Genomic DNA, 26,604 nt, shown 5'->3' with positions numbered 1-26,604 from the left:
ATTATAGATACCATTTTTGTATAGACCCTAACACAGTAGCAAACTCTACGGATTCCCGTAGGATTTTGTGTTTTTATCAAGGTAGGTTTGTAATGATATTAACCAAAAAAATAAATTAAAATGGGATTGATAAATAGTATTTTAGGAAATGCAAGTGAAGTGTCACCAGAAAAGCTGACAGATAAATATAACAGATTATTAGTTAGTAATGAGGTTGTAGAATTAGGGTTCAAGCTATTTAGAGATGTTTTTATGTTTACTAATAAAAGATTGATTCTGATTGATGTCCAGGGATTAACAGGAAGTAAAATAGAGTATAAGTCAATGCCTTATAAAAACATCTCTAGATTTTCACTAGAAACAGCAGGGACCTTTGATTTAGACGCAGAATTAAAAATATGGATATCAAGTGAGAATATGCCTACGGTAAGTAAAAAATTTAATAAAAATGTTGATGTTTATGAGGTGCAAAAATTTTTAGCAGAAAAAGCAATGTAACGTTAGAGTATCATTAGATGAACCCTACGGATTTCCGTAGGGTTTTCTGTTCAGCAGAAACTAGATTTGATATCGTAAACTAAATCCCCCTTTTATTATGAATCAGAGAACTCAAATACTTTCACTAATTGCAGTATTACTGGTAACATTCGCTATGGTAAGTATAACTAAAAACAAAAAAGCTAAAGAAAGAATATACAGTTCCACTATATTAGGTTGTAATATTCCTCCAGAAGCTAGGTGTACAGGTTCTGCCAATTGTAGAGCATGTAAAAATTGTAAGTATTGTAAGCATTGTAGCAGAGGAGGCTCTTGCGGAGTGTGTACAAAAAGAAGTCGTACAAAAAGCTATACAAAGCCAAAACAAACCAAACAAACTATTTTTGACGGACGTAAGACCAATAGTACATTGTTAAAAGAAGAACCCTATTACCTAAAAACATTACTGGTAAATAAAAACTCTTTAAACCTAAGAAGTGGTCCAGATACTTCTTATTACGTAATACAAGAATTAGACTTTGGAGAAAAACTAACCATATTAGCTACGCATGCAAAATGGATTAAAGTAAAGGTAATAAGAACAAAAGTAATAGGGTTTGTTCATGCTAATGGTGTTCTTTTGGTGGAATAATATAATTTTATAGTATGAATTTATAACCTTACGGAAATCCGTAAGGTTTTGTTTTTTAAGGAGTTTAGCTTTGGTGTATATAACCAAAACAAAAAAAAATGAACAAACATTATTTACAATCAAAGGTGAAATCAACAGGAACTGCATACATATTATTGCTTTTTTTAGGAGCTCATTATGCTTATTTAGGAAAATGGGGAGTACAATTTTTATACTGGTTTACACTAGGAGGACTAGGTATATGGGCATTGATAGACTTGTTTACAATGTCTAGTAAAGTAGAAAAGTTTAACTCATTAATTTTTCAGCAAATAGAAGAAATAGATAAAAAAGAAAGAGAAGATGAGCGTGCTAGAAACATAGCAATGGTACAAGCGATGAAAGCCTAAAATAAAGAAATATGGAACTAGCCAACAAACTAAAAGAGTTATCACAGAAAATTACAACATTAAAAGAGCAAATAGAAACCGAAGAAGCTACTAAAACAGCTTTTGTATTGCCTTTTATAGACTTATTAGGGTATGATATTTTTAATCCAACAGAAGTAATCCCAGAGTTTACAGCAGATATAGGGTTGAAAAAAGGAGAAAAAGTAGATTATGCTATAATTGAAAATAAGGTTCCTATTTTAATAATAGAATGTAAGCATTGGAAAGAAGATTTAAACACGCACAATTCACAGTTATTTAGATATTTTCATACATCAAAATCACGATTTGCACTTCTAACTAATGGTGTAGAATATAAGTTCTTTACCGATTTAGAAGAAACAAACAAAATGGATGAAAAACCATTTTTAGAGTTTGATATAACCAAACTAAAAGAGCCTGTAATTAATGAAGTTGTTAAATTTCATAAAACAAAGTTTGATGTCAATCAAATAGTTAATAATGCAAGCTCTTTAAAGTATTCAAAAGAAATAAAGAAGATATTTAATAGTCAATTAATTGAACCAGAAAATGATTTTGTTCGGTTCTTTTCTTCAAGAGTTTATTCAGGAAGACAAACAGAAAGAGTGTTAGAGCAGTTTAAAGAATTAGTGTCAAAATCTATTAATCAATTAATAAGTGAAAAAGTAAATGAAAGACTGCATAATGCTTTAAATAAAGAAGAAGAAAAGTTGGTAGAAGAAAGTATAGAGCACGAAGAAAAAAAAGAAAATAAAATAGTAACTACAGAAGAAGAAATGGAAGCCTATAGGATTGTGGTGGCAATACTAAGAAAAAAAATACCTATAGAAAGAATTGCTTTTAGGGACACACAATCTTATTTTGGCGTTTTATTAGATAATAACAATCGTAAACCATTATGTAGGTTTCATTTTAATGGAAAAACCAAATATTTAGGGGTATTTGATGCTAATAAAAAAGAGATAAGGGAAAAAATAGCAACAATTGATGATATCTATAAGTTTGATTCTTTGCTTTTAGAAACGATAAATTACTATGAAGAGTTTGCAAAAGAAAAAACTAATTAAAAATATAATATTATCAACAGTTTTATTCATACAAACTAAACTATGTACCTAAAAACAATACTATTATTTTTATTAGTAACTTTAACAGGAGTAAAAGTACCAAAAGAATTCAACGCAAGAGTAATTGGGGTAGTAGACGGAGATACGGTGAAGGTGTTGTATCAAAACAAACCAATATACATAAGGTTAGAACATATTGATTGTCCTGAAAAAGGGCAACCTTTTAGCACCAAAGCAAAACAATTTGTATCCAACAAAATATTTGGAAAAACAGTTAAAATAATCAACAAAGGAAAATGGCATTGGAACCGTTTAATTGCTGAAATATACTTTGATAATCATAAAAATGTCAATAAAAGCTTAGTAAAAAAAGGATTGGCAATGCACTTTAAAAAGTATTCAAAAAATAAAGAATATGCTTTGTTAGAAGTAAAGGCAAAACAACTTAAAATAGGTATGTGGTCATTACCCAATGTAATCACACCATGGCAATATAGAAAACAACCAAAATAACCAAACAAATGAAAAAAGTCATAATAATGCTACTATCAGTAAGTGTATTGGTGGCATTTCAAAAAGTAGAAGACAAAAAAGTGTATATCTGTAGTAGTGTAGCAAGCACAAAATATCACTTCAAAAAAAACTGTAGAGGATTATCTCAATGTAAAACAACTATAAAAGAAAGTACAGAGAAAAAAGTAAGGAAATATGGAAGATTGCTCTGTAAATGGGAGAAAAAAGCATTAAAAAAGAAATAAAACGAACTCTGTTGATAACTATATTAACAGAGTTTTTTATTTTTTCTGCCGAAGTACTATTTTAGCACAGACTTCAATTCACACGATTTTTTATGACGCAGGAAACACAATATACCGAAGACAATATACGCTCGCTCGATTGGAAAGAACATATCCGTATGCGACCAGGGATGTATATTGGTAAACTTGGAGATGGATCATCACCAGACGACGGAATTTACATTTTGGTTAAAGAGGTTTTAGATAACTCTATTGACGAATTTGTCATGGGAGGAGGTAAGACTATAGAAGTTTCTGTACAAGGAAATAAAGTAATTGTACGAGATTACGGACGAGGGATTCCACTAGGAAAAGTAGTGGATGTAGTTTCGAAGATGAATACAGGAGGAAAATACGATTCCAAAGCCTTTAAAAAGTCAGTAGGATTAAACGGGGTAGGTACCAAAGCAGTAAATGCGTTATCAACCTATTTTAGAGTAGAATCTAACCGTGACGGTAAATCAGCCTCAGCAGAATTTGAAAAAGGAAACTTAACAAATCAAGAGTTATTAGATGAAACATCACGTCGTAAAGGTACTAAGGTGACTTTTATAGCTGATGAAACCATCTTTAAGAATTATATGTATCGTCCTGAATACATTTCTAAATTATTAAAAAACTATGTGTACCTAAACCCAGGATTAACTATAGTTTTTAATGGAGAGAAATTTTATTCAGAAAACGGATTAAAAGATTTATTGGAAGACAACAACAATCAAGACGATATGTTGTATCCAATTATTCACTTACGAGGCGATGATATTGAGGTAGCGATAACCCATAGTAAAACACAATATTCAGAAGAATATCATTCGTTTGTAAACGGACAAAATACCACACAAGGAGGTACACACTTAAATGCATTTAGAGAAGCCATAGTAAAAACAGTACGCGAGTTTTTTGGAAAGAACTTTGATGCTTCCGATGTACGTAAATCAATTATCTCTGCGATATCTATCAAGGTGATGGAACCTGTTTTTGAAAGTCAAACAAAGACGAAGTTAGGGTCTACCGAAATGGGAGGAGACCTACCAACCGTTCGTACGTACATCAATGACTTTGTTAAAACACAGCTAGATAATTACTTACATAAAAACACTGAAGTAGCCGATAAGCTTCAAAAGAAAATACTGCAAGCAGAAAAAGAACGTAAAGAGTTATCGGGTATACGTAAACTAGCAAGAGACAGAGCAAAAAAGGCAAGTTTACATAATAAAAAACTACGTGATTGTCGCATCCATTTTGGAGACACGAAAAAAGAAAAATATTTAGACACTACATTATTCATTACCGAGGGAGACTCGGCAAGTGGATCGATAACTAAATCAAGAGACGTAAACACACAAGCAGTATTTAGTTTAAAAGGGAAACCATTAAACTCATACGGGTTGTCAAAAAAAATCGTTTACGAAAATGAAGAGTTTAACCTACTCCAAGCTGCTTTAAATATAGAAGATGGATTAGAAGACTTACGATATAACAATATTGTAATTGCTACCGATGCCGATGTTGATGGTATGCATATTCGTTTGTTATTAATTACTTTTTTCTTACAATTTTTTCCTGAGGTTATAAAAGAAGGACATTTATATATATTAGATACTCCGTTATTTAGAGTTCGAAATAAAAAAGAAACGATTTATTGTTATTCAGAAGAAGAAAAGAAAGCAGCAATAGATAAACTAAGAGGAAAACCAGAAATAACTCGATTTAAAGGGTTAGGGGAGATTTCTCCTAATGAATTTGTCCATTTTATTGGAGACGATATTCGTTTAGATCCAATAATGTTAGATAAAGAAATGTCGATAGAACAAATGTTAGAGTTCTATATGGGTAAAAATACTCCAGACAGACAAAAGTTTATCATCAACAATCTAAAAGTTGAGTTAGATATTGTAGAAGAAAATTAATATGAAAGAATTAAAGAAAGTAATTATAATAGTATCATTAATAATGATTCTTGCTTGTGTTTTAATGGTTTACTTTGGTAGACTATCAAGTCAAAATTCATATATAGGAACATTATTAATGCTGATTATGGCTTTAGTATTAGGCTTATCTATCAAAACGACTAAAGAATAAAAAACATCAGATAAATAAATTAGCTTGTAACTAAGTGCAAAAAAATAATGGATAGAAATAGAAGAGCTAGAATATATTTATTAATAGCATTTTCAATTTTTTTAGTTAACGTATTTAACGTAGATTTTGACAATTTAAATTGGGGGGCAAATAGGTCGTCTTATATCAATATGATAGTAGCAGCCTTAGTTTGTATAGCTATTTTTCTACTAATTAAGAAGAAACAAACCAACTCTTAAACGAATAAAAGTTTAAACATTCATACATGAGTGAAGAAAGTAACAATTACGAACACGACGAAGAATTAAATCAACCCCTTGAAAATACAGAAACCATAACTAAGGTTACGGGAATGTATAAAGAGTGGTTTTTAGATTATGCTTCGTATGTAATTTTAGAACGTGCAGTGCCATCTATGGAAGATGGGTTTAAACCCGTGCAACGTCGTATTATGCATTCAATGAAAGATTTAGATGATGGTCGCTATAACAAAGTAGCAAACATTGTTGGTCATACAATGCAGTACCATCCACACGGAGACGCTTCAATTGCTGATGCCATGGTACAAATGGGGCAGAAAGAACTGCTAATCGATATGCAAGGTAACTGGGGTAATATTTTAACAGGAGACCGTGCTGCAGCCTCTCGTTATATTGAAGCACGATTATCAAAATTTGCACTAGATGTTGTTTTCAATGCCAAAACCACTGAATGGCAAGCTTCGTATGATGGACGTAAAAAAGAACCTGTAAACTTACCTGTAAAGTTTCCTATGTTATTAGCACAGGGAGCGGAAGGAATTGCAGTAGGACTTTCTACAAAAATATTACCACATAACTTTAACGAGCTAATAGATGCATCTGTAAAATACTTAAAAGGAAGAAGTTTTACAATCATACCCGATTTTTTAACAGGAGGAATAGCAGATGTTACCAACTATAACGATGGTAAAAGAGGAGGGAAAGTAAGAGTAAGAGCCAAAATTTCAGCACTCGATAAAAAAACACTAGTAATTACTGAGATCCCTTTTGGTACAACCACATCTTCTTTAATTGATAGTATTTTAAAAGCTAATGATAAAGGTAAAATTAAGATAAAACGTATTGAAGATAATACGGCAGCCAATGTTGAAATCTTAGTGCATTTACCAGCAAATGTATCACCCGATAAAACGATTGATGCATTGTATGCTTTTACCAGTTGCGAAAACTCAATATCTCCGTTATGTTGTATTATTGAAGACAATAAGCCAGTGTTTATTGGAGTAACAGAAGTGTTAAAAAAATCGACAGATTTTACAGTAGAGTTGCTAAAACGTGAATTAGAGATTCAATTACACGAGTTAGAAGAACAATGGCACTTTGCTTCTTTAGAACGTATTTTTATTGAGAATAGAATTTACCGTGATATTGAAGAAGTAGAAACTTGGGAAGGAGTAATCAAAGCAATTGATGAAGGATTAAAACCTCATACCAAGCACCTAAAAAGAGAAGTAACTGAAGAAGATATTGTTCGTTTAACAGAAATAAGAATAAAGAAAATATCTAAGTTCGATATTGATAAAGCAAAACAATTTATTGAAGGTTTAGAAGAAAAAATAACTGAGGTTAAACATCATTTAGATAATTTAATTGATTTTGCAATAGATTACTTTAAAGAGTTAAAATCAAAATACGGAAAAGGAAAAGAGCGTAAAACTGAAATCCGAATTTTTGATGATATTGTAGCTACCAAAGTAGTAATGCGTAACTCTAAACTTTATGTAAATAGAGAAGAAGGGTTTATAGGAACATCATTAAAGAAAGATGAATATGTTACTGATTGTGCCGATATTGATGATGTCATTATATTTAGAGACAATGGTTCAATGGTGGTGACGAAGGTAGATTCTAAAACCTTTGTAGGTAAAGGAATTATTCACGTTGCTATATTTAAGAAAAAAGATAAACGTACAGTTTACAACATGATATACAGAGATGGAGCAAAAGGCCCTTCGTATATGAAGCGTTTTAATGTAACATCGGTAACTAGAGATAAGGAATATAACTTAGCCAACGGAGATTCAAAATCAAAAGTATTGTATTTCACAGCCAACTCTAATGGTGAAGCTGAGGTAGTAACTATTTTACTCAGAGCAGTTGGAAGCGTTAAAAAGCTAAAATGGGATATTGATTTTGCAGATTTAGCTGTAAAAGGACGTGGAGTTCGAGGTAATTTAGTAACCAAGTATTCAGTAAAAAAAGTAGAGTTTAAAGAAGCAGGAGTCTCAACTTTAAAACCTAGAAAAATTTGGTTTGACGATACAGTACATCGATTAAATGTTGACGGTAGAGGAGAGTTGTTAGGTGAGTTTAGAGCAGAAGATAAGATATTAATAGCTACACAATCAGGAAAAATAAAAGCAGTATCGCCAGATTTAGCGATGCATTTTGATAATGATATGATTGTGCTTGAAAAGTGGAAGCCAAATAAACCAATTTCAGCAATTTATTTTGACGGTACAAAAGAGCGTTATTTTGTAAAGCGATTTTTAATTGAAACACCAGATAAGGAAGAACTTTTTATATCAGAAGAAGAAAAGTCAAAATTAGAAATCATAGCTACAGATTATCGTCCTATGGCTGAGGTGATTTTCTCAAAAAGAAGTTTAGACAAAATAGAGGTGAACTTTGAAGAGTTTATAGCAATTAAAGGAATTAAAGCTCAAGGAAACCAACTAACAACTGACAAAATAAAAACAGTAAACTTGTTAGAGTCGTTACCTTATGAAGAACCAGAAGAAGAAAAGGTTGAAGACATTGAGGTAAACGATGAAGAAGAAATTAAAGAAGAAGAATCATTATCTTTGGATGTAGAAGATGCAAAACCTAAAGATAAAGAGTTTGTGGGATCTAAAGAAGATAAAGCAAAGAGAGCATTAGAAAAAGCACTTCAAAAGAAGAAGAAAGATAAAGATGACGAAAGTCAAACAGCATTGTTTTAAATGGAAGTAATAGGACTTATAGGAGGAATAACTCCTCAATCAACAATTACATATTATCAAGTGTTAAATGATTTAGCACAGCAAAAGTATGGAGGAGTACATACTGCAAAAGTTTTAGTGAATTCTGTTGATTTTGGTGAAATATCTGCATTGCAAGTAGCAGGAAAATGGGATGTTTTAGACGAGATTATGGCCAATGCAGCTATAAGCTTAGAAAGAGCAGGTGCCAGTTGTATTGTAATTTGTGCAAATACAATGCATTTATGTATTGATGCTGTGAAGAATAAAGTTACGATACCTGTAATTCATATTGCAGAAGCAACTGCAGAAGCAATTGTAGAAAAGCATTTGAAAAAAGTTCTATTGTTAGGAACCAAATACACTATGGAGAAGACTTTTTATACAGATGTATTAGAAAGTTTTGATATAGATACGATTATACCTAATCCAGAAGATAGGGATGTAATTCATCATATTATTTATGCTGAATTAGCAAAAGGGATTATTAGCGATGAATCCAAAGAAAAGTATATTGCTATTGTAGAAAAAGCATACGAAGAAGGCGCGGAAGGTGTTATTTTAGGATGCACAGAAATCCCTCTATTGGTAAAACAAAATGATGTATCAATTCCTGTTTTTGATACAACCACAATTCACGCAACCAAAGCATTTAATCTTTCTTTATAATGAAAGAATTATTAACATATAAATTCAATTTAAATTCCTTTTTCGGAATAGTAGGGTATATCTTACTTGTAGCGCTTATAGCTTGGGGAGTTTCAAGAGTCGTAAGAGCTATAATATGGCAACTAATTAAGCATAAAAAAGAAGACCGTTTCGGTAGAACCAGTATCCAATTTTTACGAAATTCTGTAACTTTTATAATTGGCCTTTTAAGTGTTATATATATTATTATGACGGTACCTGCTTTTAGAAGTAAAGCAACACTTATTTTTTCTGGAGCAGGTATTTTAGCAGCTATTATAGGTTTTGCAGCACAAGCAGCACTCTCTAATTTAATAGCGGGAGCTTTTATTGTTATTTTCCGTCCATTTCGAGTAGGAGACTATATTAAGTTAGATGAAGCACGTGTAGGAATTGTTGAAGATATAACGCTGAGACATACTGTAATAAATAATTTTGAAAATAAGAGACTCATTATACCAAACTCCGTAATTAGTACAGACTCTATTTTAAATCATACCATAGAAGATTCCCATGTATTGAGTTTTAATAATTTTAAAATAGGATTAAAGGCAGATATTGATTTAGCACGAAGGATTATACAAGAAGAAGCAGTTAAGTTACCAACTGTTATCGATTATCGTACGCCAGATCAGGTAATGGGTGATGTACATCAAGTAGATGTTCGAGTTATTGATGTGTATACAGATCATATTCACATGCGTGCTTACGTGTGGTTAAACGAACCTTTTCGAGAATTTAAAACAAAATGTGCTTTAAAAGAAGCTGTACATAAGCGTTTTCTTAAAGAAGGAGTATCACTACCTATACCAATACATAAAATAATTAGTGCAAGTAGTTAGTACAAGCTGATTAATTTGAGTTTTTAAACAAAAAGCCTAAACCCAAACGAGCTAAAAATTTTTTTTCAAATTCCCAAAAAAACTTAAATTGACCAAAAAGCCAACCAACTAAAGGCAAAGTAGTTTGGTAAATAGGAAAGATAAGTAAAACTCTTAATGGATAATATAACCAAGGAGTCATAGTTTCAGGTGACAACCCTAAGAGATTGGTAACAGGTCTGGCAACCCAAGCAGCAAAAGAACCGTTTATTGCAAAAACGATAAAAATAGCAGTTAAAGCCCAATTACTTTCTATACCCCAACGTTGTTTAAGTTTCTCCATAAATGTTAATGTCGGGCAAAAGTAATTAAAAGAATAGGGGCAAACAAATGTTTGCCCCTTCATTACATTATAAATCAGTAAAGTTACTTTTTTCCAAATACACCGCCTAAAAGTCCGCCCAAAAGACCACCTGATTTTTGCTGGCTGCTACTAGTGTTTCCTAAAATCATTCCAGCTACATCATCAACAATACTACCGTCGCCATCAGCATCCAATATTTGTTCTAAGAAGCTTTGTTCTTTTTGAGTTGAGTTACCACCTAGTAAACCTCCTAAAAGTCCACTTAAATCATTTGAGTTATTTATATTTTTTTGACGAGATTGTTTACCTAATACTCCCATTAAAATAGGTGCAGCAGTTTTTAAAATATTAGCAACAGCGCCAGTATCCATACCAGCTTTTTGACCAATAATTTGTTCTACTCCTTGTTGTTTATTTCCTAAAACATGACCTAAAATCTTGCCTCCATCTTGTAAAACATTAGAGTTAACCCCACCATTAAACAAGTCTCCTAAATTATCTAAGATTCCACCATCATGCTTATCTAATGCACTTTTTAAGCTTTCTGCACCTTGAGGTGTCGTAGCATTTCGTTGCATTGCTTTCATTAAAACAGGTAATGCCATCGTTAAAACACTACTAGTTTTATTAGTGTCTTGCCCCGTTGAGCCCGCAACACCAGATATAATTGCCTTTCCTGTGTCGCTATTTAATAAATCTAAAATTCCCGTCATTTTTTTGTTTTATTAAGATTAGTACTTAGTTTCTAATTAATGGGACACAAGATACAAACTGAAGGTCACTTTTTTTTAAATATTTCTTTATACCTTACGGCCAGTTAAAAAAATAATAGATTTATAGATTATATGAAGAAACTTGCACTACACTGGCAAATTTTAATAGGAATGATTTTAGGTATTTTATTTGGGTTAGGGATGACCTTTATAGATAATGGAGCATCATTTGTATCGGATTGGATAAAGCCTTTTGGAACAATTTTCGTAAAATTATTAAAATTAATAGCAGTACCATTAATTATTGCTTCTCTGGTAAAAGGGATTTCTGATTTAAAAGACATTTCAAAATTTAAAAACATTGGTTTACGTACCATGTTAATTTATATAGGTACTACAGTAATAGCAATAACAGTAGGGTTGGTATTAGTGAATGTTGTACAACCTGGAGAAGGGATTTCTGAAGATACTATAGCTAAACTAACAGCAGATTATGCAAATAGTGAAGGAGTACAAGCTAAAATAGCAGAGGCTAGTAAGCAAAAAGAAAGTGGCCCACTTCAATTTTTAGAAGATATGGTTCCTGATAATGCCATGCAGGCAATGAGCAACAATAAAGCAATGTTACAGGTAATTTTCTTTACTATTTTCTTAGGAATATCAATGTTATTAATAGGAGAGAAAAAGGCTAAACCATTAAAAAACTTTTTTGATTCGTTAAATGAAGTTGTGCTAAAAATGGTTGATTTAATCATGTTAACTGCACCTTTTGCAGTATTTGCATTATTAGCAAATGTTGTAGTTACTTCCAATGATCCTGATTTATTGTTAGCATTATTAAAATATGGAGCAACAGTTGTTGGAGGTTTATTGTTAATGGTAGCACTTTATATGGTTTTAATAAGTGTATTTACCAAAAAGAATCCATTATGGTTTTTAAAACAAATAAGTCCAGCACAATTATTAGCGTTTTCAACAAGTTCTAGTGCAGCAACATTGCCAGTTACGATGGAACGAGTAGAAGAGCATATTGGAGTAGATAAAGAAGTATCAAGTTTTGTATTGCCAGTAGGAGCTACTATTAATATGGACGGTACTAGTTTATATCAAGCCGTAGCAGCAGTATTTATATCACAAGCTTTAGGCTTCGATTTAACTTTTGTTGATCAACTAACAATTATTTTAACGGCTTTGTTAGCCTCAATAGGCTCAGCAGCTGTACCAGGAGCAGGAATGGTAATGTTAGTAATAGTATTAGAATCAGTTGGTTTTCCAGCAGATAAATTAGCCATAGGTTTGGCGTTAATTTTTGCAGTTGATAGACCTTTAGATATGTGTAGAACTGTTATTAACGTAACAGGTGATGCAACAGTTTCTACTTTAGTAGCTAAATCTGTAGGGAAGTTAGGAAAACCACATCCACATAATTGGGATGAGCATTACAATGAAGTAAAATAAACATAAATCTATTTATAGAATGCTTAAAGTAGATTCACCTATAGTTTCTGTTGATTGGTTGCACAATAACTTGAATGCGGATAACTTAATAGTTCTTGACGCAACTATTCAAAAAGTAGGAAACAAAGCAGATAGTAAAAAAGAGAAACAGCAGATTAAAAATGCTGTTTTCTTTGATTTAAAGAATACCTTTTTAGATACTGAGGGGAAATACCCAAATACAGTTCCGTCAGAAAAGTATTTTGAAACTGAGGTTCAAAAGCTAGGTATTAATAATAATAGTTGTATTGTTGTTTATGATGATTTAGGAGTGTATTCGTCTCCAAGAGTATGGTGGTTGTTCAAAACATTTGGGTTTACAAATATTGCAGTTTTAAATGGAGGTTTGCCTTCATGGAAAGAAGCTGGTTATACAATTGAGTCTAAAAAAGAAAGAGAATCAACTGTAGGAAGTTTTGTAGCCAACCTTAATAGGGATAAAGTAAGTGAAACAGAGGGAGTATTAAAAGCTTCTCATAATAAAAAATTTATTTTAGATGCTCGTTCTAAAGGAAGGTTCTATGCGACAGAACCTGAACCTAGGAAGGATTTAAGAGTGGGTCATATTCCTAATTCTAAAAGTTTACCTTATGTAGAATTACAAGTAGATGGGAAGATGAAATCAAAGGAAGAACTTCAAAAAATGTTTTCAGAAATAAACCCAAAAAAAGAAGAAATGATTTTTTATTGCGGATCAGGAGTTACGGCGTGTATACTAGCTTTAGGTGCTGAAATATCTGAGAGAATAAACTACAGTGTATACGATGGTTCTTGGACAGAATGGGCAAGTAGATTAGAGTTACCTGTTGAAAAATAAAAATATAAAAAAAGCCTCAATATTGAGGCTTTTTTATTATATCAGTTTTTTTACTTCTTGTTTTAAAAAGCCAATAGCAGTATTTGCAGGACTTTCTTGTTGTGAATAATCAATTAATACATTTTCTCGTAAATCTTTAGCAGTTTCAGATTCCTCTGCTGTAGAACGAAGTTTTGCAATAATAGCTAATTTAACAGCTGTAACGGCTTTCCAACTATCATCCGAAATATATAGTTGTTGCACTAAGTTATGTTCAAATTCCTGTTCTATATTAGCAATTAAAAGCTGTAGGTAATTATCAGTATCTTCTCCAATTGGATTAACTCTTAAAAGTAATTTTGATGGATTGATACGCTCACAAAACAATAACATACGTTCATAAGCTTGTAGTTTTGTAGGTAAACTTTCACGTTTTTTTTCAACTAAAGCGTTGAATGTTTTTTCTTTATTGTCTTGTTCAATAAAGCGGCCTAAAATTAGATAAGCTACACCGCCAGTTACTAATGCTGGTAGGGCATAAGCTAGCCCTTCTATAATTTTATCTTCCATAATGCGAATATACGAGTCCTGTTAAAATTGCCAATCCAAAACTTAATAAAGTTCCAATCAGTACATACTCGGTAAGCTTTCTATCTTTTGATGCAGTTAAATCTCCAAATCTAAATATAGATTTTGCAGCGAGTAAAAAACCGACACCAGCCCATTGGTTAATCGCAATAAAAACAAAAATTAATAAGCGTTCTAAGAAACCAATATACTTACCTGCATTGGCTAACGATTGTTCTGTTGATTTATTACCTTTTTCAGGGTTCCATTTAGAAATTAATATGTTAATAATGATGGAAGATGTGTAGGTAACAAAAATTAAACAAGCAAAAAGTAATAAGTTTTGTTTACTTAAAAAGGTATCTATATTAATTTTATAAGGAGTGTGTATATAGGTAGCAAGACCTAGAAAAAATAGATGTAAAGCTTGGTCTAAAAAGAAAAATAAACGTTTGTTTTTCTTCTTTTGAAGGTATAATTTACCGATATCAACAATATAATGAGAAACAATTATAAGTAAAAAAACATTCCAATACTTAGAGTTGAATTGTAGAATTAGGAGTAATAAAATTGCGTGAATACCTATATGGGCATAGAGTTTTATAGATTTTATTTTCTTTTTTTCTTTGTTTTTTACCCAATTTTTAGGTTGAAACACAAAATCACCTAATAAATGGGCGACGAGTAGTTTTAAGAAGAGTATCATAAGTTGGTTCGTTTCTGATTCATAAGTTTTCTATAGCGTCTTTCTAGTTTGATGATTTCATCAAAACCAGAACGTTTTCTTCGTTCGCTGGCACTGCTTTCTGAAATAGCTAGTTTTTTAGCAATTACTTTCTGGGTACACTTGGGGTTTTGTAAGGACATATTTACAAAAGCAGCAGAATTAGTTGTCCAGTTATCCATTATTAACAAACTTAAACCCAAAGAAACCTCAAACTCTTCATTGATATCTTTCCAAGGAGTTTTCAAGGCTAAATTCTGTTTTTTAAGTAAATGATCAAATGCATATCCAGAATTAATAAAAGCTTCACCATTGGCTTCAGTAATTTTTTCAGTATCAAAACTTTTATCACCAATACCAATAGCTAAACGAATGTCTAAATCTTTTATTTTCTTGACATTAGTTTTAAGTTCAATAGCAAAAAAGAGTGCTTCAGAAATATCTTCAATTTCAATTTGAAAACTGTCTCCGCGAAAAAGCTCCCATGTTTTTGGAGTTTTCCCTACAAGATTGAAAGATTTTTTAAGTAAAGGGAGCCATGTTTCAACAGAAACACCTCGAGAGTTAATAATATCACCAGTAATTACACTTGTCATGTATTCAAATTTTAGTAAAAATAAGTTTTTGGATTGAAAACACCAAATAATTCGGGTTTTTAAGCGAATAATAAAGAATAAGGGTTTTAAGACGAATTTTGATTAATTCGGGTTTTAAGAAGAATTAATAGAAACTAAAATTAGTGAATAAAAAAAGGCTTAGAATCTTTAAAAAACCTAAAAGATTGGTTAATTTTCCATTTTTAAAATTCTTTCAATTTAATTTCCTTTGAGTACTTATTTAGAGCAACTTAACGAACCACAGAAAGCAGCTGTTTTACAAAAAGACGGCCCAATGATAATTATAGCAGGAGCAGGATCGGGTAAAACTAGAGTGCTAACCTACAAAATAGCTTATTTGATGGAGCGTGGAGTAGATGCATTTAATATTTTGTCATTAACATTTACCAATAAGGCAGCTCGCGAAATGAAAGAGCGTATTGGTAAAGTAGTGGGGTATGGCGAAGCGAAAAATCTTTGGATGGGAACTTTTCACTCAGTTTTTGCACGTATTTTACGTTCTGAAGCTGATCGATTAGGGTATCCATCTAATTTTACAATTTACGATACACAAGACTCAGTTCGATTGATAACGGCGATTATCAAAGAAATGAACTTAGATAAAGATAGATACAAGCCAAAGCAAATTTTAAGCAGAATTTCTTCTTTTAAAAACAGTTTGATAACGGTCAGGGCTTATTTTAATAATTCAGATTTACAACAAGCTGACTTAGAAGCAAGCCGTCCAAGAGTGGGAGATATATACAAAGAGTATGTAGATAGATGCTTTAAGTCTGGAGCAATGGATTTTGATGATTTATTATTACGTACTAATGAATTATTAGCACGTTTTCCAGATGTGTTGGCAAAGTATCAAGATCGCTTCCGTTATATCATGGTAGATGAGTACCAAGATACCAACCATTCACAATATTTAATTGTACGTGCATTGGCAGATCGTTTTCAGAATATTTGTGTGGTAGGAGACGATTCGCAAAGTATTTACGGATTTCGTGGAGCAAACATTCAAAATATCTTAAATTTTCAGAAGGATTATCCGGATGTAAAAACATTCAAACTAGAGCAAAATTATCGCTCAACAAGTAACATAGTTCGAGCTGCTAATAGTGTAATTGACAAGAATAAAACGAAGCTAGATAAAGAAATTTGGACAGCAAATGATGCGGGAGATAGTGTAAAAGTAATGCGTACTATTTCTGATGGAGAAGAAGGACGTTTTGTGGCACAATCTATTTGGGAAAACCAAATGAATCATCAGTTAACGAGCGATCAATTTGCAATTCTGTATCGTACCAATGCACAATCGAGAGCAATGGAAGATGCATTGCGTAAAAAAGATATTAAATATAAAATTTACGGAGGAATTTCATTCTATCAACGTAAAGAAATTAAAGATTTACTATCATATTTACGAATTTTAATCAATCCAAATGATGAGGAGGCATTAAAACGTATTATCAATTATCCGGCGAGAGGAATTGGAGCTACAACGTTAGATAAATTAACCATCGCAGCGAATCATTATAATAAATCAATGTTTGATATTTTAAAGAATATCAATACTATAGATATTAATATTAATTCTGGAACCAAAACTAAGTTACAGAACTTTGTGAACATGATTCAGCGTTTTCAAATTGAAACACAAACGAAAAACGCGTTTGAAATTGCTGATTTGGTGGTGAAACAAACACAGTTAGTAAAAGATTTACAAAAGGATGGAACGCCAGAAGGGGTTAATAAAGTTGAAAATGTTCAAGAGCTTTTAAACGGAATAAAAGACTTTATTACCGATAAAATAGAAACGGGAGAAGACGCTTCATTAACGTCATTTTTAGAAGATGTAGCACTAGCGACTGATTTTGATTCTGATAAAGAAGATGAAGAACCTCGTGTTTCATTAATGACAATTCACTTATCTAAAGGATTAGAATTTCCTTATGTATATATTGTAGGATTGGAAGAAAGTTTATTTCCTTCTGCAATGAGTATGAATACCCGTAGTGAATTAGAAGAAGAACGTCGTTTGTTTTACGTTGCTTTAACAAGAGCAGAAAAAGGAGCATATTTAACCTATGCACAAACACGTTATCGTTGGGGAAAATTAACGGATGGTGAGCCAAGTAGATTTTTAGAAGAAATAGACGAACAGTTTATCGAATATTTGACTCCAAAAGTGCCAGAACCATCGACAAATAGGTTTATTGACGCTAGTTTGTTTGATGATGATACCCCCAAAAAAATACGTTTTCAAAAACCAATTCAAAAAAAGAGAAAGGAATTTTTAGCGAAGAAGGAAAAAACAAATATGGTTCCTCCAAAAAGTAAAATGAAAAAGGTTTCAGAAATGAGTCCGAAAATGAATTTATTTGATGGAGAAATCACAGTAGGAAACGTAGTAGAGCATAACCGTTTTGGTACTGGAAAAGTAGTAGCTTTAGAAGGGAAAGGACCCAATAAAAAAGCAGAAATAGAGTTTAGTACCGTAGGTAAAAAGAAATTATTGTTACAATTTGCAAAATTGAAAGTAATCGGGTAATTAATTCATAATAATTACCTATTTTGCATAGATAAAATATAGAGAAATGACGTTTGATTTAGAATACAATTCGAAAAGATCCAAATTAATTATCCCTGAATATGGGAGGCATATACAAAAATTAGTAAACCATTGTATCGCTTTAGAAGATAAAGAAGAGCGAAATACAATGGCAAAAGCTATTATCGATGTAATGGGGAACTTACAACCTCATTTACGAGATGTACCTGATTTTAAGCATAAATTATGGGATCAGTTACATATAATGGCAGATTTTGAGTTAGATGTAGATTCTCCATATGAAACACCTTCAAAAGAAGAGCTGCAAGAAGCTCCAGATAGATTGCCATATCCTAAATCAGCATCAAAGTACCGTTTTTATGGAACAAATATTCAAACGATGATTGATGAGGCATTAACATGGGAAGAAGGAGATATGAAAGAAGCTTTGGTGTTTACAATTGCGAATCATATGAAAAAATGCTATTTAAATTGGAATAAAGACACGGTGGACGATAATGTGATTTTTAATCATTTATATGAGTTGTCTGATGGGAGAATTGATATTCGAGACATAGAAGAAGATTTAGCAGATAGCAAAAGTTTATTAAGAAAGCGTAGCAGTCAAGGTCAGCACAAAAGTCATTCAAAAGGAAAAGGAAGCACTAATAAATATAGAAAAAAGTAAATGGCATCATTTAAAATTGAAGGAGGTCACAAGTTAAAAGGAACAATAACACCACAAGGAGCAAAAAATGAAGCATTGCAAGTTATATGTGCAGTGTTATTAACCTCAGAAAAAGTAATTATAAATAATGTTCCTGATATTATTGATGTTAATAAGCTGATTTTTATTTTAGGAGAATTAGGAGTTAAGATAGAAAAACTATCTAAAAATTCGTATAGCTTTCAGGCAGATGATATCAATTTAAAATATCTTGAATCACCAGAATTTAAAAGAGATGGTAGCTCATTAAGAGGGTCTATTATGATTGTTGGTCCGTTATTAGCTCGTTTTGGAAAAGGGTATATACCACGTCCTGGAGGAGATAAAATTGGGCGTCGTCGTTTAGATACTCACTTTGAGGGTTTTATCAATTTAGGAGCAAAATTCCGTTACAATCGAGAAGAATACTTCTACGGAGTAGAAACAGAAACAGGGCTAGTAGGAACAGAAATGTTATTGGATGAAGCTTCAGTAACCGGTACAGCAAACATTATTATGGCTGCAGTTTTGGCCAAAGGAACTACAACTATATATAATGCAGCCTGCGAACCATACATTCAGCAATTATCAAAAATGTTGAATTCTATGGGAGCAAAAATATCTGGAGTAGGTTCTAATTTACTTACAATTGAAGGAGTAGAATCATTAGGAGGTTGTGAGCATACCATTTTACCAGATATGATTGAGATTGGTAGTTGGATTGGTATGGCTGCTATGACACGTTCTGAATTAACAATTAAAAATGTTAGTTGGAATGATTTAGGGCAGATTCCGAATGTATTTAGAAAGTTAGGAATTCAACTAGAAAGAAAAGGAGACGATGTTTATATTCCAGAACAAGAAAGTTATGAAATTCAAAGTTATATTGATGGGTCAGTATTAACAGTAGCTGATGCTCCTTGGCCAGGATTTACACCAGATTTATTAAGTATTGTTTTAGTAGTAGCTACACAAGCAAAAGGAACAGTGTTGGTACATCAAAAAATGTTTGAAAGTCGTTTGTTCTTTGTCGATAAATTAATCGACATGGGAGCAAAAGTAATTTTATGTGATCCACATAGAGCTACAGTAATAGGACACGATTTTAAATCACAGTTGAAGGCAACTAAAATGACTTCACCAGATATTCGAGCAGGTATTTCATTATTAATAGCAGCACTTTCAGCAAAAGGAACAAGTATTATTAATAATATTGAACAGATAGATAGAGGTTACGAAGATATTGAAGCACGTTTAAAATCTATAGGAGCTAAGATTGAAAGAATTGAAGATTAATATAATAGTAATAATATAAAGAACAAAAATCCTGAGTTAATTTGACTCGGGATTTTTTTATGATTAAAATTTAAAAATAATATGTAATTAAAGAGTGTCTTTATCGACTAATCGGCCTAACTTAAATCAATCATTATGATAAAAAAAATAGTACTTGCTATCTTATTATTTCAAGTAACAATTTTTACAGCCCAAGAAAAACCTCAATTTACATCTTCAATAGAAGAGGCACATAAAAAAGAAGCTTTTATGAGTCAAAAGTACCTGAAATATACTATTGATATAACATTTGGAGGAAAGCAACGTCTAAAAGGAGAAATAACTCAAGAAACAGGAGGAGGGAAAATAAAAATAGAAAAACAAGATGGGTCGCTTATTATTTTTGATGGAAAAGAAGTCTATTCATTAGGGATAAAAGAAGAAGATATGGGAGCAGCTCGTTTTGATATTTTTACATGGTCATATTTTTTAGGCTTACCTTATAAACTAAACGACCAAGGAACCATTTGGTCTAATTTTGAAGAAAACAAATGGGGAACTAAAAATTTTGATACAGGGAAGTTAACTTTTGAGTCAGGAACAGGTGATGCACCAGATGATTGGTATATTATATATAAAAACCCAGAAACAAATATGTTAGGTGGAGCAGCATATATTGTTACCTTTGGTAAAGGAAAAGAAAAGGCAGAAAAAGAACCTCACGCTATTAAGTATAATAAAATCAAATTAATTAAATCTATACCTATTGCAACTAATTGGACGTTTTATATGTGGTCATTGAAAAAAGGTTATGAAAAGGTAATAGGAGAAGTAAAATTATCTAATATTAAATTTATTAATGAAGCAGAATTTATTGTGCCTCAAAAAGCAAAGAAAGTTAAAGCTTTACCAAACTAGTTAAATGAAATAAAAAAGCTGTTATCGAAACGATAACAGCTTTTCTTATGTTTAACTTTTACATTTCTTCATTACACGTATATTCTTGCGTACAAGCAAAATATTGGTGACAATAAATAGGTCCTGTTACACTACCAGAGCAGTCGCATCCACACTTATTAAGATCGATTGCAGCACCACCAGTTAAGTTTTTTTGTTGGTTTTTTGAAAGAATTGTAACTCCTGAAATGTTTAAAAAATTCTGTTTCATAATGAGGGACTTTTTGTGTTATAAATTAATTAATAAAATTTCTTAAATATATAGTTTTAAGATTTTTAAACAAAATATAATAAACCTTTTTTGCAACTTAATATTATAAAGTATTTTACTTACCGCTATTACAGTGTCATTATGACACAAATTTTTTATTGGCAGTATTCTTGTTAATCAAAAGATGTTAAATACATGAAACGATTTACAATGAGTAAAGATCAATATACAAAAGAAGACGAAATTAACGACGCTATTAAAAATGGCGATTTAGGAGAAAGTCAGGAAGAAACTCAAGAAAATAAAGAGGTTAAAGCTAAGGAAGAACCAACAACAGAAGAGTTAATTCAAGCTGAGAAGGATAAATATTTACGATTATTCGCAGAGTTTGAAAACTATAAAAAACGTACTTCAAAAGAGCGTATTGACCTTTTTAAAACAGCAAGCCAGGAATTAATGACAGCTTTACTGCCAATTATGGATGATTTTGATAGAGGTTTGACAGAAATTAAAAAATCAGAAGACTCTGAGTTGATAAAAGGGATAGAACTTATTAATAATAAGTTTAAAAACATCTTAACTCAAAAAGGATTAACTGCAATAGAAGTAAAAGCAGGAGATGATTTCGATGCAGAAGTTCATGATGCAATAACACAAATACCTGCACCTACAGATGATTTAAAAGGAAAAATTATTGATTGTGTAGAGAAAGGGTATAAGTTAGGAGATAAAATTATTCGTCACCCTAAAGTAGTAATGGGGCAAGCGTAAAACAATTATCATTAATACAATTATTAGTTGTTATGTAACCGTTTACTGATAATTGAACATTGAAAGTTATGGCAAAACAAGATTATTACGAAATATTAGGAATATCAAAATCGGCATCACAAGCTGAAATCAAAAAGGCATATCGTAAGATGGCAATTAAACACCATCCAGATAAAAACCCAAATGATAAAGAAGCTGAAGAGAAGTTTAAATTAGCAGCTGAAGCTTATGAGATATTAAGTGACGAAAATAAGAAAGCTCGTTATGATCAATACGGTCATGCTGCTTTTGAAGGAGATCATGGAGGCTTCGGAGGAGGTGGTATGAATATGGATGACATATTTAGCCAATTCGGAGATATTTTCGGAGGAGCTTTTGGAGGCGGTTTCGGAGGCTTTGGTGGTGGAGGTCACCGTCAAGCACGAGTAAAAGGTAGTAACTTACGTATTCGTGTAAAACTAACCTTAGAAGATATAGCAAAAGGAGTTGAAAAGAAAGTAAAAGTTCGTAGAAAAGTTCAAGCTGAAGGAGTAACCTATAAAACATGTTCAACATGTAATGGTAGCGGACAGCAAATGCGTGTAACCAATACTATTTTAGGTAGAATGCAAACAGCTACTACATGTAGTACTTGTCATGGAGCAGGAGAGATGCTAGACAAAAAGCCAAGTGGAGCCGATGCACAAGGAATGGTAGTAAAAGAAGAAACTGTTTCTATTAATATTCCGGAAGGTGTAACTGAAGGAGTACAATTAAAAGTAGGAGGTAAAGGAAATGAAGCACCAGGTAAAAATTCAATTCCAGGAGATTTATTAGTGCTGATTGAAGAAGTACCACACGAAAACTTAAAACGAGAAGGAAGCAATATTCACTACGATTTATATATTAACTTTTCAGAAGCAGTTTTAGGAATATCAAAAGAAGTAGAAACAGTTACAGGAAAAGTAAAGATTAAGATTGAACCAGGAACGCAATCAGGTAAAATTTTACGTTTAAAAGGAAAAGGATTACCTAGTATTGAACGTTACGGACATGGAGATTTCTTAATTCACATAAATGTGTGGACACCACAAGAATTAACCAAAGATCAACGTAAGTTTTTTGAGGAAATGCAAGAAGATGAGAACTTTAGCCCAAACCCTCAGAAATCAGACAAATCTTTCTTTGAGAAAGTAAAAGATATGTTTTCTTAAAAATTTCTTAAAAAAGATAATTTTTTTTAAATAAAATTTTTTTTAAACGAAAAACAGTTATATATTTGCAGTGTCTAGGAGACGTTCTAGACACTTTTTCTTTTTCATAGCAATTTTCCCACTCAATTCTTTTGAGTGGGTTTTTTTATGAATAGAGGTGTGAACTTTTATTTGACAACAATATAATAGCAGACCTATCTTATCGACTTATAGAAAATATAAGTAGGAAAGTCTGGACACCATAGAGTAGCATAGCGGATAACATCCGTCCAGTGTAAACCGAGGACAAGTGCAACAGAAAGTATGTACAGGTAATGCTGTAGTGAAACCAGGTAAACTCTATGCGGTGCAATGCCATGTACATTAGAGCTTGAGCGCTACTCGCGCGATTCTAAGGGGTAGGCAGATTGATTCTGAGAGTAATTTCAGAACTAGATAAATGATAAGAGCCTTATTTATAAGGAACAGAATCCAGCTTATGGGTCTGCTTTTTTTCCTATTTAGAATGATTATATCATTATTTTGCATTCTCTTCTAAATAGTAAATTATCAATTTGATAATTATTGAATGATTTTTTGTTTGTTTTTTTGGTATATCTTTAAAAAATAGCCTTTCAGATTAAATAAATTCGCTTTTTTGCTTGTTTTGTTGTTTATTTTTAAAATTAAGGTTAAAATACTACTTTTGCTAAGCAAAAAATAACAGGATAAAGCTGCGGAAAATCAGTTTTAATATATAGTAATTTTACTATTTCCTTTCAATATTTAAAACAAAACTTTTTATGAACACATACTTAGATTACCTAAAGGAGATTGAAGTAAGAAAAGGGCAAGGGCTCCACCCTAAGCCAATTGATGGAAGTGAATTGTTAACAGAAATCATCTCACAAATTAAAGATGTAAACAATCCTCACAGAGAAGATTCTCTTAATTTCTTTATTTATAATGTTTTACCAGGTACAACAAGTGCCGCAGGGGTAAAAGCTAAATTTTTAAAAGAGATTATTCTTGGTGAATTTGTAGTGGAAGAAATAACTCCTGCTTTTGCTTTAGAACAATTAGGGCACATGAAAGGAGGAGCCTCTATAGAAGTTTTACTTGATTTAGCATTAGGTAATAATGCTGCTACTGCTGAAGAAGCTGCAAAAGTGTTAAAAACACAGGTGTTCTTATATGAAGCAGATACAGAGCGTTTAGAGGAAGCTTATAAAGCTGGTAATGAAATAGCAAAAGAGCTTATAGAAAGCTATGCACAAGCGGAGTTTTTCACAAAGCTTCCTGAAGTAGAAGAAGAAATTAAAGTAGTTACTTACATAGCTGGAATTGGAGATATTTCTACAGATTTATTATCTCCAGGAGCTGACGCACACTCAAGGTCTGATCGTGAATTACACGGACAGTCACTTTTCGAGCATAATAAAGATATGCAAAAAGAGCTTTTAGCGCTTAAAGAACAACATTCTGACAAACGTGTGATGTTAGTAGCTGAAAAAGGGACAATGGGAGTTGGATCTTCTAGAATGTCAGGTGTAAATAACGTGGCTTTATGGACAGGTGTTGAATCAAGTCCATACGTTCCATTTATCAATATCGCACCAGTAATTGCAGGAACCAACGGAATTTCTCCAATTTTCTTAACTACAGTAGGTGTAACAGGTGGTATTGGTATCGATTTAAAAAACTGGGTAAAGCAAAAAGACGCTGAAGGTAACACGATTGTAGATGAAGATGGAGAACCAGTTTTAAAACAAGAGTATTCAGTAGAAACAGGAACTGTTCTTACAATTAATACAAAGACAAAGAAATTATATAGCGCAGAAAAAGAATTAAAAGATATTTCAGCAGCACTAACTCCACAAAAAATGGAGTTTATTAAAGCCGGAGGCTCTTATGCAGTTGTTTTTGGTAAGAAATTACAAACATTTGCAGCTAAAGTATTAGGAATTGATGTACCTCAAGTATATGCTACTTCTAAAGAAGTCTCTGTTGAAGGACAAGGGTTAACAGCTGTTGAAAAAATATTTAACAAAAATGCAGTAGGAGCAACTCCAGGAAAAACATTACATGCTGGGTCTGATGCTCGTGTAGAAGTTAATATTGTAGGTTCTCAAGACACTACAGGGTTAATGACTTCTCAGGAGCTAGAAATGATGGCTGCTACAGTTATTTCACCAATAGTTGATGGAGCTTACCAATCAGGTTGTCATACGGCTTCTGTATGGGATGATAAGTCAAGAGCAAACATTCCAAGATTAATGAAGTTTATGAATGACTTCGGATTAATTACAGGACGTGACCCTAAAGGACAATATCCTGCAATGACAGATGTAATTCACAAAGTATTAAATGATATTACAGTAAGTGATTGGGATATTATTATTGGTGGAGACTCACATACACGTATGTCTAAAGGTGTAGCTTTTGGAGCAGATTCTGGTACAGTAGCATTAGCTTTAGCAACAGGGGAAGCAACAATGCCAATTCCACAATCTGTTAAAGTAACATTTAAAGGAGACATGAGAAGCTTCATGGATTTCCGTGATGTAGTACATGCAACACAACAACAAATGTTAAAGCAGTTTGATGGAGAAAATGTGTTCCAAGGAAGAGTTATTGAAGTACATATTGGTACATTAACAGCTGATCAAGCCTTTACATTTACTGACTGGACAGCTGAAATGAAAGCGAAGGCTTCTATTTGTATTTCAGAAGATGAAACATTAATTGAATCGTTAGAAATTGCCAGAGATCGTATCCAAATCATGATTGACAAAGGAATGGATAATGAAAAGCAAGTATTAAAAGGTTTAGTTGATAAGGCAAATACTAGAATTCAAGAAGTTAAAACAGGAATTAAATCAGCATTAAAACCTGATGCAGATGCTAAATATTATGCAGAGGTTGTTATCGATTTAGATGAAATTGCTGAGCCAATGATTGCTGATCCTGATGTAAATAATGAGGATGTTTCTAAACGTTATACGCACGATACTATTAGACCATTATCATTCTATGGAGGAACTAAAAAAGTAGATTTAGGCTTCGTAGGGTCTTGTATGGTTCATAAAGGAGATATGAAGATTTTAGCTCAAATGTTGAAAAACATTGAAGAGCAACAAGGAAAAATAGAGTTTAATGCTCCGTTAGTAGTTGCCCCACCAACATACAATATTGTTGATGAGTTAAAAGCAGAAGGAGATTGGGAAGTATTACAAAAATATTCAGGATTTGAGTTTGATGATAATGAACCAAAAGGTTTAGCACGTACTAAGTATGAAAACATGTTATATTTAGAGCGTCCAGGGTGTAACTTATGTATGGGTAATCAAGAAAAGGCAGAACCAGGAGATACAGTAATGGCTACATCAACACGTTTATTCCAAGGAAGAGTAGTAAAAGATTCAGGAGAGAAAAAAGGAGAATCTTTATTATCATCTACACCAGTAGTAGTGTTATCTACTATTTTAGGAAGAACTCCTACTATGGAAGAATATGAAAAAGCTGTTGATGGTATTGTTTTAACAAAATTCAAACCATCTCAAAAACAATTAGTAACAGCATAGGTTACTAAAATTTAATAGAAGAGCTCGAGTCTGAAAAGATTCGGGCTTTTTCTTTTATAAATAAGAGTACCATGATTTAGTTATAGAAAAAACTTATTTAAACTTTTTATAATTATA

General features: G+C 32.1%; 25 protein-coding genes and 1 other RNA gene. 20 read left to right on the top strand and 6 right to left on the bottom strand.

The features are described 5' to 3' along the window. Positions 1 to 120: 120 nt before the first annotated feature. The 10 genes from C7448_RS09005 (at position 121) to C7448_RS08960 (ending at position 10,015) form a co-directional block, all read left to right on the top strand. Positions 121 to 498 (top strand): PH domain-containing protein, encoded by a 378-nt coding sequence (locus C7448_RS09005; protein WP_115901049.1) that lies wholly within the window; start codon positions 121 to 123, stop codon positions 496 to 498. A 97-nt stretch (positions 499 to 595) separates the two neighbouring features. After that, positions 596 to 1,129 carry an SH3 domain-containing protein gene (locus C7448_RS09000; protein WP_115901048.1) on the top strand — a complete coding sequence of 178 codons (534 nt, stop codon included), beginning with the start codon at positions 596 to 598 and terminating at the stop codon, positions 1,127 to 1,129. A 98-nt stretch (positions 1,130 to 1,227) separates the two neighbouring features. Continuing rightward, the gene (locus C7448_RS08995) at positions 1,228 to 1,518 is read left to right on the top strand and encodes a TM2 domain-containing protein (RefSeq protein WP_115901047.1); all 291 of its coding nucleotides are present in this window, start codon (positions 1,228 to 1,230) and stop codon (positions 1,516 to 1,518) included. A gap of 11 nt (positions 1,519 to 1,529) precedes the next feature. Further along, positions 1,530 to 2,606: a type I restriction endonuclease gene (locus C7448_RS08990; RefSeq protein WP_115901046.1), complete on the top strand. Its 1,077-nt coding sequence runs from the start codon at positions 1,530 to 1,532 to the stop codon at positions 2,604 to 2,606. Between the two features lie 42 nt (positions 2,607 to 2,648). After that, positions 2,649 to 3,119, top strand: a complete 471-nt coding sequence (locus C7448_RS08985; protein WP_115901045.1) for a thermonuclease family protein — start codon at positions 2,649 to 2,651, stop codon at positions 3,117 to 3,119. Positions 3,120 to 3,127: 8 nt separating this feature from the next. Further along, entirely contained in the window at positions 3,128 to 3,364 is a 237-nt protein-coding gene (locus C7448_RS08980; protein ID WP_115901044.1) for a hypothetical protein, read from the top strand. Between the two features lie 92 nt (positions 3,365 to 3,456). Next, positions 3,457 to 5,313, top strand: coding sequence for a DNA topoisomerase IV subunit B (locus tag C7448_RS08975; RefSeq protein ID WP_115901043.1), 1,857 nt, complete (start codon positions 3,457 to 3,459; stop codon positions 5,311 to 5,313). 437 nt (positions 5,314 to 5,750) lie between these two features. Continuing rightward, on the top strand, positions 5,751 to 8,468 hold the full coding sequence (locus tag C7448_RS08970; protein WP_115901042.1) for a DNA gyrase/topoisomerase IV subunit A: 2,718 nt from the start codon (positions 5,751 to 5,753) through the stop codon (positions 8,466 to 8,468). After that, a complete protein-coding gene (locus tag C7448_RS08965) occupies positions 8,469 to 9,155 on the top strand; it encodes an aspartate/glutamate racemase family protein (RefSeq protein WP_115901041.1) in 687 nt (228 codons plus the stop codon). Then, complete coding sequence (locus tag C7448_RS08960) at positions 9,155 to 10,015, top strand: mechanosensitive ion channel family protein (protein ID WP_115901040.1); 861 nt, start codon at positions 9,155 to 9,157, stop codon at positions 10,013 to 10,015. Before C7448_RS08965 ends, C7448_RS08960 begins: the two co-directional genes overlap by 1 nt. A 10-nt stretch (positions 10,016 to 10,025) precedes the next feature. On the opposite strand, the gene C7448_RS08955 is transcribed toward C7448_RS08960, so the two are convergent. Further along, the gene (locus C7448_RS08955; RefSeq protein WP_115901039.1) at positions 10,026 to 10,337 is read right to left on the bottom strand and encodes a DUF6787 family protein; all 312 of its coding nucleotides are present in this window, start codon (positions 10,335 to 10,337) and stop codon (positions 10,026 to 10,028) included. Between the two features lie 83 nt (positions 10,338 to 10,420). Next, positions 10,421 to 11,071 (bottom strand): DUF937 domain-containing protein, encoded by a 651-nt coding sequence (locus tag C7448_RS08950; RefSeq protein WP_115901038.1) that lies wholly within the window; start codon positions 11,069 to 11,071, stop codon positions 10,421 to 10,423. Positions 11,072 to 11,203: 132 nt separating this feature from the next. Here C7448_RS08950 and C7448_RS08945 point away from each other — a divergent pair, with 132 nt between their 5' ends. Both C7448_RS08945 and C7448_RS08940 read left to right on the top strand, forming a co-directional pair. Next, complete coding sequence (locus C7448_RS08945) at positions 11,204 to 12,529, top strand: dicarboxylate/amino acid:cation symporter (protein ID WP_115901037.1); 1,326 nt, start codon at positions 11,204 to 11,206, stop codon at positions 12,527 to 12,529. 19 nt (positions 12,530 to 12,548) lie between these two features. Continuing rightward, positions 12,549 to 13,385: a sulfurtransferase gene (locus C7448_RS08940; protein WP_115901036.1), complete on the top strand. Its 837-nt coding sequence runs from the start codon at positions 12,549 to 12,551 to the stop codon at positions 13,383 to 13,385. 36 nt (positions 13,386 to 13,421) lie between these two features. Here the strand turns inward: C7448_RS08940 and C7448_RS08935 are convergent, their stop codons facing one another. Genes C7448_RS08935 through C7448_RS08925 form a run of 3 tightly spaced genes read right to left on the bottom strand, consistent with a single transcriptional unit; the run spans position 13,422 to position 15,251 of the window. Next, positions 13,422 to 13,934 (bottom strand): DUF7935 family protein, encoded by a 513-nt coding sequence (locus tag C7448_RS08935; RefSeq protein ID WP_115901035.1) that lies wholly within the window; start codon positions 13,932 to 13,934, stop codon positions 13,422 to 13,424. Next, on the bottom strand, positions 13,924 to 14,637 hold the full coding sequence (locus C7448_RS08930) for a DUF3307 domain-containing protein (RefSeq protein ID WP_115901034.1): 714 nt from the start codon (positions 14,635 to 14,637) through the stop codon (positions 13,924 to 13,926). The genes C7448_RS08935 and C7448_RS08930 overlap by 11 nt, the downstream gene beginning before the upstream one ends. Beyond that, entirely contained in the window at positions 14,634 to 15,251 is a 618-nt protein-coding gene (locus C7448_RS08925) for a SatD family protein (protein ID WP_115901033.1), read from the bottom strand. The genes C7448_RS08930 and C7448_RS08925 overlap by 4 nt, the downstream gene beginning before the upstream one ends. 229 nt (positions 15,252 to 15,480) lie before the next feature. Here C7448_RS08925 and C7448_RS08920 point away from each other — a divergent pair, with 229 nt between their 5' ends. The 4 genes from C7448_RS08920 to C7448_RS08905 all read left to right on the top strand — a co-directional run bounded on the left by C7448_RS08920 (position 15,481) and on the right by C7448_RS08905 (position 20,710). Next, positions 15,481 to 17,811, top strand: a complete 2,331-nt coding sequence (locus C7448_RS08920) for an ATP-dependent helicase (protein ID WP_115901032.1) — start codon at positions 15,481 to 15,483, stop codon at positions 17,809 to 17,811. Positions 17,812 to 17,857: 46 nt separating this feature from the next. Continuing rightward, the gene (locus C7448_RS08915; protein WP_115901031.1) at positions 17,858 to 18,499 is read left to right on the top strand and encodes a DUF4290 domain-containing protein; all 642 of its coding nucleotides are present in this window, start codon (positions 17,858 to 17,860) and stop codon (positions 18,497 to 18,499) included. After that, entirely contained in the window at positions 18,500 to 19,813 is a 1,314-nt protein-coding gene (murA, locus tag C7448_RS08910; protein ID WP_115901030.1) for a UDP-N-acetylglucosamine 1-carboxyvinyltransferase, read from the top strand. 135 nt (positions 19,814 to 19,948) lie between these two features. Then, on the top strand, positions 19,949 to 20,710 hold the full coding sequence (locus C7448_RS08905) for a DUF6503 family protein (RefSeq protein WP_115901029.1): 762 nt from the start codon (positions 19,949 to 19,951) through the stop codon (positions 20,708 to 20,710). Positions 20,711 to 20,768: 58 nt separating this feature from the next. Here the strand turns inward: C7448_RS08905 and C7448_RS08900 are convergent, their stop codons facing one another. After that, entirely contained in the window at positions 20,769 to 20,960 is a 192-nt protein-coding gene (locus C7448_RS08900; RefSeq protein ID WP_115901028.1) for a hypothetical protein, read from the bottom strand. Between the two features lie 210 nt (positions 20,961 to 21,170). Here C7448_RS08900 and C7448_RS08895 point away from each other — a divergent pair, with 210 nt between their 5' ends. The 4 genes from C7448_RS08895 (at position 21,171) to C7448_RS08880 (ending at position 26,487) form a co-directional block, all read left to right on the top strand. Next, complete coding sequence (locus C7448_RS08895; protein ID WP_115901027.1) at positions 21,171 to 21,731, top strand: nucleotide exchange factor GrpE; 561 nt, start codon at positions 21,171 to 21,173, stop codon at positions 21,729 to 21,731. 68 nt (positions 21,732 to 21,799) lie between these two features. Further along, positions 21,800 to 22,924, top strand: coding sequence for a molecular chaperone DnaJ (dnaJ, locus tag C7448_RS08890; protein ID WP_115901026.1), 1,125 nt, complete (start codon positions 21,800 to 21,802; stop codon positions 22,922 to 22,924). A gap of 185 nt (positions 22,925 to 23,109) precedes the next feature. Then, positions 23,110 to 23,419, top strand: an RNA gene (gene rnpB, locus C7448_RS08885) — RNase P RNA component class A. Between the two features lie 287 nt (positions 23,420 to 23,706). Then, positions 23,707 to 26,487, top strand: a complete 2,781-nt coding sequence (locus C7448_RS08880) for a bifunctional aconitate hydratase 2/2-methylisocitrate dehydratase (protein WP_115901025.1) — start codon at positions 23,707 to 23,709, stop codon at positions 26,485 to 26,487. Positions 26,488 to 26,604 lie beyond the last annotated feature (117 nt).

It is taken from the genome of Tenacibaculum gallaicum (genome assembly GCF_003387615.1).
GTDB classification, from domain to species: Bacteria; Bacteroidota; Bacteroidia; order Flavobacteriales; family Flavobacteriaceae; genus Polaribacter; species Polaribacter gallaicus.
Note: the sequence above shows the minus strand (reverse complement) of the source record. Positions and strands in the feature narration are given on the sequence as shown.